The organism is Thalassolituus sp. UBA6592 (assembly GCF_002433655.1).
In the GTDB taxonomy this organism is placed as follows: Bacteria; Pseudomonadota; Gammaproteobacteria; order Pseudomonadales; family Oceanobacteraceae; genus Venatoribacter.
Genome location: NZ_DJIO01000004.1, coordinates 12,826 through 13,945, shown reverse-complemented (window position 1 = coordinate 13,945; position 1,120 = coordinate 12,826). Strand labels below are relative to the sequence as shown.

The window sequence follows — 1,120 nt, the reverse complement described above, 5'->3', positions numbered from 1 at the left end:
GTCAATGGATTTGTAATAGCCATCGCCGCGACGACGCAGATTGCCTTTATAAACCAGGGCTTCGTTAAGGCGGATGAGCTCTTTATCTCGGGCATCACACACGCCCTGCAGCAGACTGAGTTCCATTTTGCTGGAAGCAATGGCAGCCGTCAGCTCGGCTAACAGGCGCTTCAGCTCTACCCGGTCCATCTGGTAATTCGCCTGTTTGATTTCTTTACTCACATCCTGCGCAAAGTTCAGGCTGCGCATTACATCTTCCGGAGTACCTTGTCCTGGCATCGTCATTCTCCCGTCGCTCAAAAATCCGATAAACGCCGGAATTCCGGCATTTTCACTCTTTGAGAAGACAGATTGCAGCTTCAGTGCCAGTTTTATTCTGAGAGATGAATTATCCGCGCCGTGCTGCCGGATGCTGCGACAACAGCACACAGGCCAGCACCAGTACGATGGCTAACACCTTAGCAAGTGACATAATCTCGCCCATGACAATCACACCACCCGTGACTGCAACCACCGGATTAATCAGACCGAGGAAGGCAACCTTATCCACGGGTAAACGTGAGACGGCACTGAACCACAGAAAATAGCCTCCGCCCATGGTCACCGGGCCAAGCCAGCCCATAGCCAGAATGGCGCCGGTATCCATCTCCGGAAACGGCTGCCCAGACAGCAGAGCGACGATCAACAGAATGATACCGGCTGAACTCAGCTGCGCACTGGTCAGCACCAGAGGCTGAATCCCCTTGCCCAGCACAGGCACCAGCAGCACACCAATCGACATAATGGTCGCCGCAGACAGCGAACAGAGAACGCCGGTCCAGTCGACATGGGTTGGCGACTGCCACACCAGCAATGCCACACCAGCAATCCCCCCAACGGCAGCCAACACCTGCAATGGCGTTGGAAACCTGCCCATCAAGGCACGGATAATCAACAGTTGCAGCGGCATACTGGCAGTCAGCGTTGCCGCCATACCGCCCGGCAGACGCTGGATACCGGCAAACAGCAATACCGTGAAGACACCGATATTGAGTGCGCTGAGAACCAGAATCTGCCACCAGCGCTCTCGCCATACCAGCAGCGGCACAAACGGCAGCATCAGCACACCGGGAACCACAAT

Annotated in this window: 2 protein-coding genes; both read right to left on the bottom strand. The window is 55.4% G+C overall.

The window, feature by feature from the left end:
- The coding region (locus B2Z72_RS00220) for a hypothetical protein (RefSeq protein WP_297003954.1) at nt 1-279 on the bottom strand (279 nt) is incomplete at its 3' end.
- Between the two features lie 109 nt (nt 280-388).
- A partial coding sequence (locus B2Z72_RS00215; protein WP_297003952.1) for a DMT family transporter occupies nt 389-1,120 on the bottom strand: 732 nt, incomplete at its 5' end.